Here is a 6,143-nt window from a genome sequence, read left to right as displayed (position 1 = left end):
TGGCGCGGCTTGCGCGCCGTCCTTGAGGCTCAGGTCCAGTCGGCCCTGGGCGTCGCAGAAGCGGATGCGCGTGAGCACGTTGATCACAAAGCGCAGCCGGTCGGCGCCGGCAAGGTCCTCGCGCCATTGCGCAGGCTCGTTGCCGTACATCACCTGCAAGAAGGCGCCCAGCTCGTCGCTGCGCAGATGGGCCTCGACCTCGGCGGCCAGCGCCAGGGTCTGGGCCGCATCCCATTGAGGCACCACGCCGGCGTGCACCATCAGCCAGCCGTGCGCCTGCACCGCCAGGTGCTGCCGGCGCAGCCAGTCGACCCAGGCCTGCCGCTGCGGCGAATCGAGGATGGGGCCCAGCGTGTCGCTGCGGTGGGGCCGGCGCACGCCATGGGCCAGCGCCAGCAGATGCAGGTCGTGGTTGCCCAGCACACAGGTGGCGGCCTCACCGAAGGAGGCCAGGCGCTGCAGCACCTGAAGCGAGCACGGGCCCCGGTTGACCAGGTCGCCCAGCACGTACAGGTGGTCGCGTGAGGGGGAAAAGCCGATTTCGGCCAGCAGCCGATCCAGGGCGTCGCAGCAGCCCTGCAGGTCGCCGATGAGGTAGATCATGGCCCCGATTCTGCTACGCTCCCCCGTTCCTGTGACCACTTCCCCGCCGCAGCTGCCCGCGGGGCACCGTATGGACGTTGCGTTACTGACCTTCCTCATCGTGCTCAACGGCGCCTTTGCCATGTCGGAGATGGCGCTGACCGCGGCGCGCAAGGCGCGGCTGCAGGTGCTGGTCGAAAGCGGGGCGGCCGGAGCCCCGGCCGCGATGGCGCTGCACGAGAACCCCACCAAGTTCCTCTCGACGGTGCAGATCGGCATCACCTCCATCGGCATCCTCAACGGCATCGTTGGCGAGGCGGCCTTTGCGGTGCCGCTGGCGACCTGGATGATGGAGGACTGGGGCCTGCAGGCCACGGCAGCCAGCGTGGTCTCCACCGGCTTCGTGGTGGTCATCATCACCTTCCTGACCATCATCTTCGGCGAGCTCGTGCCCAAGCGCCTGGGGCAGATGTACCCCGAAACCGTGGCGCGGCTGGTGGCACGCCCGATGGAATGGCTTTCGCTGGCCGCGCGGCCCTTCGTCGTGGTGCTGTCCTGGGCCACGGCCACGGTGCTGCGCCTGCTGGGCATCACCGACCAGCCCAACCGCGGCGTCACCGAGGAGGAGATCGCCGCCAGCCTGGAGGAGGGCGTCGATGCCGGCGTGATCGAGGCCCACGAGCACCAGATGGTGCGCAACGTCTTCCGGCTCGACGAGCGCCAGATCAGCTCGATGATGATCCCGCGTGGCGACATCGTCTGGCTCGACGCCCAGGCCCCCGTCGAGCAGGCCCTGGCCACCATCGCCCAGGCCGAGCACTCGCGCTATCCGGTGTGCCGCGGCGGGCTGGACGATGTGCTCGGCGTGGTCACCGCCCGCCAGTTGCTGCAGCAGATCGCCCAGGGCCGGGAGATCCGCCTCACCGAGAACCTGCAACCTCCCGTCTTCGTGCCCGAGACGCTCACCGGCATGGAGCTGCTCGAGAGCTTCCGCGCCTCGACCATGCAGATGGTCTTCGTGGTCGACGAATACGGCGAGATCCAGGGGGTGATCACCTTGCAAGACGTGCTGGAGGCCATCACGGGCGAGTTCCAGACGGCCGAGCCCGACGGCGCCTGGGCGCTCAGGCGCGAGGACGGCTCCTGGCTGATCGACGGCCTCATTCCGGTGCCCGAGCTGAAGGACCGGCTGGGTCTGAAGGAGGTGCCCGAGGAAGACCGCGGTCGCTACAACACCCTGGCCGGCATGGTGATGCTGCTGCTCGGGCGCCTGCCGCAGACCACCGACACGGTGGAATGGGGCGGCTGGCGCTTCGAGGTCATCGACATGGACGGCAAGCGCATCGACAAGGTGCTGGCGACAAGGCTGCCCGCAGACACCTTGCAGGACGAGATCTTCGGCACCGAGCCGCGTCGCCAGGGGTGAGCTCACCCCGATGGCGGCTCCGCGCCCAAAGAGACAGAAAGAAAACAGGGGCCCGACTCGCGTCGGGCCCCTGTTCATCGCAGGTGTGTGGTGCCGGTGACCGGATTCGAACTGGTGACCTTCGCATTACGAATGCGCTGCTCTACCAACTGAGCTACACCGGCAGCAAAGAATGTAATTCTAGCAAGAATCGTCCATAGCGGGTCAAGCGCCGCTGGCTTCGCGGTGGTAGGCCGTCACGCGCTCGACCTCGTTCTTCGATCCGAGGATCACGCTCACGCGCTCATGCAGCTTGGTCGGCTGGATGTCCAGGATGCGCTGGTGCCCGTTGGTGGCGGCGCCGCCGGCCTGCTCGACGATGAAGCTCATCGGGTTGGCCTCGTACATCAGGCGCAGCTTGCCCGGCTTGTCGGGCTCGCGCTTGTCCCAGGGGTACATGAAAATGCCGCCGCGGGTGAGGATGCGGTGCACGTCGGCCACCATCGACGCCACCCAGCGCATGTTGAAGTCCTTGCCCCGCGGGCCTTCCTTGCCGGCCAGGCATTCGTCGATGTAGCGCTTGACCGGCGGGGCCCAGTGGCGCATGTTGCTCATGTTGATCGCGAACTCCTTGGTGTCCTCGGGGATGGTCACGCCGTCTTGCGTGAGCACCCACGAGCCCTGCTCGCGGTCGAGGGTGAACATGGCCACGCCATCGCCCACGGTGAGCACCAGTGTGGTCTGCGGGCCGTAGATGCAGTAGCCTGCCGCCGCCTGCTTCGAGCCCGGCTGCAGAAAATCCTGCTCGCTCACGCCGGCATGGGCTTCGTCTTTCTTCAGCACCGAAAAGATGGTGCCGATGCTCACGTTCACGTCGATGTTGGACGAGCCGTCGAGCGGGTCGAACAGCAGCAGGTACTCGCCCTGGGGAAAGCGGTTGGGCACCAGGTAGATGCCGTCCATCTCCTCCGAGGCCATGGCCGCCAGGTGGCCTCCCCATTCATTGGCCTCGATCAGCACCTCGTTGCAGATCACATCGAGCTTCTTCTGAACCTCGCCCTGCACGTTCTCGGTGCCGGCGCTGCCCAGCACGTCGCCCAGCGCGCCCTTGTTGACGCTGATGGCGATGCGCTTGCACGCGCGCGCCACCACCTCGATCAGCAGGCGCAACTGTGCCGGGATGTGGCCGTGCATGCGCTGCTGCTCGACCAGGTACTGCGTCAGGCTGATTCTCTTGCCCATGTCGTGTTCCTCAGGGTTCCTTGCAATCAGTCGGCGAGGGCACGCGTGACGATCTCGCGCACGTCGTTGCTCAGCTCGGTCTTGGCCGCCACGCGGGCAATGGCCTCGCGCGCGGCGCTGCGGTAGGGCTCGGCGAGCTGCTTCCAGCGGTCCATCGCGCGGGCCACGCGGGCGGCCAGTTGCGGGTTGATGGCGTCGAGCTCCAGCACGCGGTCAGCCCAGAACACATAGCCGGCGGCATCGGTGCGATGGAAGGCGGCCGGGTTCATGAAGCACAGCGCGGTGATCAGGCTGCGCGCACGGTTGGGGTTGCGCAGCGAGAAGTCCGGGTGCGACAGCAGGGCACGGGCGCGCGCGAAGACGCGGCCGTCCTTCTCGCTGGCCGAGGCCTGGAGCGCAAACCACTTGTCGATCACCAGGGCCTCGTCGCGGAACATCGCGTGGAAGCGTTCGAGGGCCGGCGCGGCCAGTTCGGCATGGCTGTTGACCAGGGCGCTCAGGGCCCCCAGGCGGTCGGTCATGTTCGTGGCGTCCTTGAAGCGCTGGTAGGTGCGTCCAGGCCACACAGGATCCCCGGTGACCGAGGCCCCCAGGCACAGGTAGGCCAGCGCCAGGTTGGCCAGGGCGCGCCGCCCGGCCGAGACCGGGTCGGGCGAATAGCCGCCGCGCACCTGGTGGGCCTCGAAGGCCCATTCCCAGTCGTGGTGCAGAGCCTGGGCCAGTTGCAGCCGGGCGGCCTCGCGCACCGTGTGGATGCGCTGCGGGTCGACCTCGTCGAGCTGCTCGGCCAGGTAGCCCTCGCTGGGCAGCGTGAGCACCAGTTCCTTGAAGGCGGCATCGAGCGTCGGGTGGCGCAGCACGCCGCGCATGGCCTCGAGGAAGGCGGCATCCAGGTGCAGGGCTTGGCCACCGCGGATAGCGCCCAGCAGGCGGTTCAGCGCCAGGCGCTGGCCGGCCTCCCAGCGGTTGAAGGGGTCGGCGTCATGGGCCAGCAGGTGCAGCAGTTCGGCGTCGCTCAGGCCATCGTCCAGCAGCACCGGCGCAGAGAAACCGCGCAGCAGCGAAGGCACCGGCGGAGCGTCCAGGCCCACGAACTCGTAGCGCTGGCGTTCCTCGTGCAGCACCAGCACGCGTTCGGTACCTACGGGAGCGTCCTCGCCCACGAGCTGCAGCGCAAGGTGCTCGCCTTGCGGGCCGATCAGGCCCATGGTCACGGGGATGACCCAGGGCTGCTTGACCGGCTGGCCGGGCGAGGGCAGGCCGTGCTGCGAGAGCTCCAGCGTGTAGGTGCGCGCATCGGCGTTGTAGTGGCCGCGGGCCGAGACGCGGGGTGTGCCGGCCTGGCTGTACCAGCGCTTGAAGGCATCCAGGTGTGTGGCCAGCGCGCTGCCAGGGTTGGCATCGGCAATGGCCTGGGCGAAGTCGTCGCAGGTCACGGCCTGGCCGTCATGACGCTGGACGTACAGCGTCATCCCCCGGGCGAAGCCCTCGCGGCCCACCAGGGTCTGCATCATGCGCACCACCTCGGCGCCCTTGTCGTAGACCGTGGCGGTGTAGAAGTTGTTGATCTCGACGTAGCTGTCGGGCCGCACCGGGTGGGCCATGGGGCCGGCATCCTCGGGGAACTGGTGCTGGCGCAGGGTGCGCACGTCCTCGATGCGCTTGACGGCCCGGGCGCTGGGGCTTTGCGCCAGATCCTGGCTGAACTCCTGGTCGCGGAAGACGGTGAGGCCTTCCTTGAGCGAGAGCTGGAACCAGTCGCGGCAGGTGATGCGGTTGCCCGTCCAGTTGTGGAAGTACTCGTGTCCCACCACGCTTTCGATGCCGGCGTAGTCAGCATCGGTGGCCGTGGCCGGGTTGGCCAGCACGTACTTGGTGTTGAAGATGTTGAGGCCCTTGTTCTCCATGGCCCCCATGTTGAAGTCGCTCACCGCCACGATCATGAAGCGGTCGAGGTCGAGCGACAGGCCGAAGCGGGCCTCGTCCCAGGCCACCGCGGCGATCAGCGAGTTCATTGCGTGCTCGGTCTTGTCCAGGTCGCCGGCACGCACATACACCTGCAGCAGATGCTCGCGGCCCGAACGGGCGCGGATCTTCTGCTCGCGGCACACCAGGTTGGCGGCCACCAGGGCGAACAGATAGCTGGGCTTGGGGTGCGGGTCGACCCAGCGTGCATAGTGCCTGCCCCCCTCGAGCGGGCCCTGATCGACGAGGTTGCCGTTGGACAGCAATACCGGGTACTTCGCGGCATCGGCCTTGAGCGTGACGCTGAAGGTGGCCATCACGTCGGGGCGGTCGAGGAAGTAGGTGATGCGGCGAAAGCCCTCGGCCTCGCACTGCGTGAAGAAGCCGCCGCCCGAGGTGTACAGGCCCGACAGTTGGGTGTTCTTCGCGGGCGCACAGGTGGTGCGCACCTCCAGCGTGAAGGGAGCCTCGGGCAGGTTCTCGAGCACGAGCTGCTGGTGTTCGACGCGGAAGGACACCGACTCTCCGTTCACCAGCACACGGGTCAGGTTGAGGTCCTCGCCGTCCAGGCGCAGGGGCTGGCCCGGCGCGGCGTCCGGATTGCGCTCGACCTGCATGCGGTTGACGACGAGGGTCTTGGCCGGATCGAGGTCGAAGCTGAGATCGACGCTGCGGATCCAGTAGGCCGGCGCGGTGTAGTCCTCGCGGCGGATCAGGGGGGAGCTGCCTTCGCGCATGGTCTTCCTTCTCAGATGCCTTGTTTGAGGCTGGCCTCGATGAACGCATCCAGGTCGCCGTCCAGCACTTTCTGGGTGTTGGAGATTTCGACGTTGGTGCGCAGGTCCTTGATGCGGCTCTGGTCGAGCACATAGGAGCGGATCTGGTGGCCCCAGCCCACGTCGGTCTTGCTGTCCTCGAGCTTTTGCTGCTCGGCCAGGCGCTTGCGCAT

Annotated in this window: 4 protein-coding genes, 1 tRNA gene and 1 pseudogene; 1 reads left to right on the top strand and 5 read right to left on the bottom strand. The window is 67.6% G+C overall.

The genetic code is table 11. The features are described 5' to 3' along the window. On the bottom strand, nucleotides 1–603 hold a 603-nt coding region (locus ACK42S_RS14755; protein ID WP_409709114.1), incomplete at its 3' end, for a symmetrical bis(5'-nucleosyl)-tetraphosphatase. Between the two features lie 70 nt (nucleotides 604–673). Here ACK42S_RS14755 and ACK42S_RS14750 point away from each other — a divergent pair. After that, nucleotides 674–2,008, top strand: a complete 1,335-nt coding sequence (locus ACK42S_RS14750) for a hemolysin family protein (protein ID WP_409709110.1) — start codon at nucleotides 674–676, stop codon at nucleotides 2,006–2,008. 88 nt (nucleotides 2,009–2,096) lie between these two features. On the opposite strand, the gene ACK42S_RS14745 is transcribed toward ACK42S_RS14750, so the two are convergent. The 4 genes and pseudogenes from ACK42S_RS14745 to prfB form a co-directional block, all read right to left on the bottom strand. Continuing rightward, nucleotides 2,097–2,172: transfer RNA gene (locus tag ACK42S_RS14745), tRNA-Thr, on the bottom strand. Between the two features lie 40 nt (nucleotides 2,173–2,212). Beyond that, complete coding sequence (locus ACK42S_RS14740) at nucleotides 2,213–3,229, bottom strand: class 1 fructose-bisphosphatase (protein WP_409709107.1); 1,017 nt, start codon at nucleotides 3,227–3,229, stop codon at nucleotides 2,213–2,215. Nucleotides 3,230–3,255: 26 nt separating this feature from the next. After that, on the bottom strand, nucleotides 3,256–5,931 hold the full coding sequence (gene pepN, locus ACK42S_RS14735; RefSeq protein WP_409709104.1) for an aminopeptidase N: 2,676 nt from the start codon (nucleotides 5,929–5,931) through the stop codon (nucleotides 3,256–3,258). A gap of 11 nt (nucleotides 5,932–5,942) precedes the next feature. Continuing rightward, nucleotides 5,943–6,143: pseudogene (prfB, locus tag ACK42S_RS14730) on the bottom strand (peptide chain release factor 2); the annotation flags it as partial.

Origin of the sequence: Caldimonas sp. (assembly GCF_046289365.1) — a bacterium.
In the GTDB taxonomy this organism is placed as follows: domain Bacteria; phylum Pseudomonadota; class Gammaproteobacteria; order Burkholderiales; family Burkholderiaceae_C; genus Caldimonas.
The sequence above is the reverse complement of the archived record's forward strand: the minus strand, read 5'-3'. Positions and strand labels throughout refer to the sequence as shown.

Bases quoted from the DNA above. Each gene is read 5' to 3' on its own strand.
- pepN (WP_409709104.1), bottom strand. From the start codon at position 5,931: ATGCGCGAAGGCAGCTCCCCCCTGATCCGCCGCGAGGACTACACCGCG.
- ACK42S_RS14750 (WP_409709110.1), top strand. From the start codon at position 674: ATGGACGTTGCGTTACTGACCTTCCTCATCGTGCTCAACGGCGCCTTT.
- ACK42S_RS14740 (WP_409709107.1), bottom strand. From the start codon at position 3,229: ATGGGCAAGAGAATCAGCCTGACGCAGTACCTGGTCGAGCAGCAGCGC.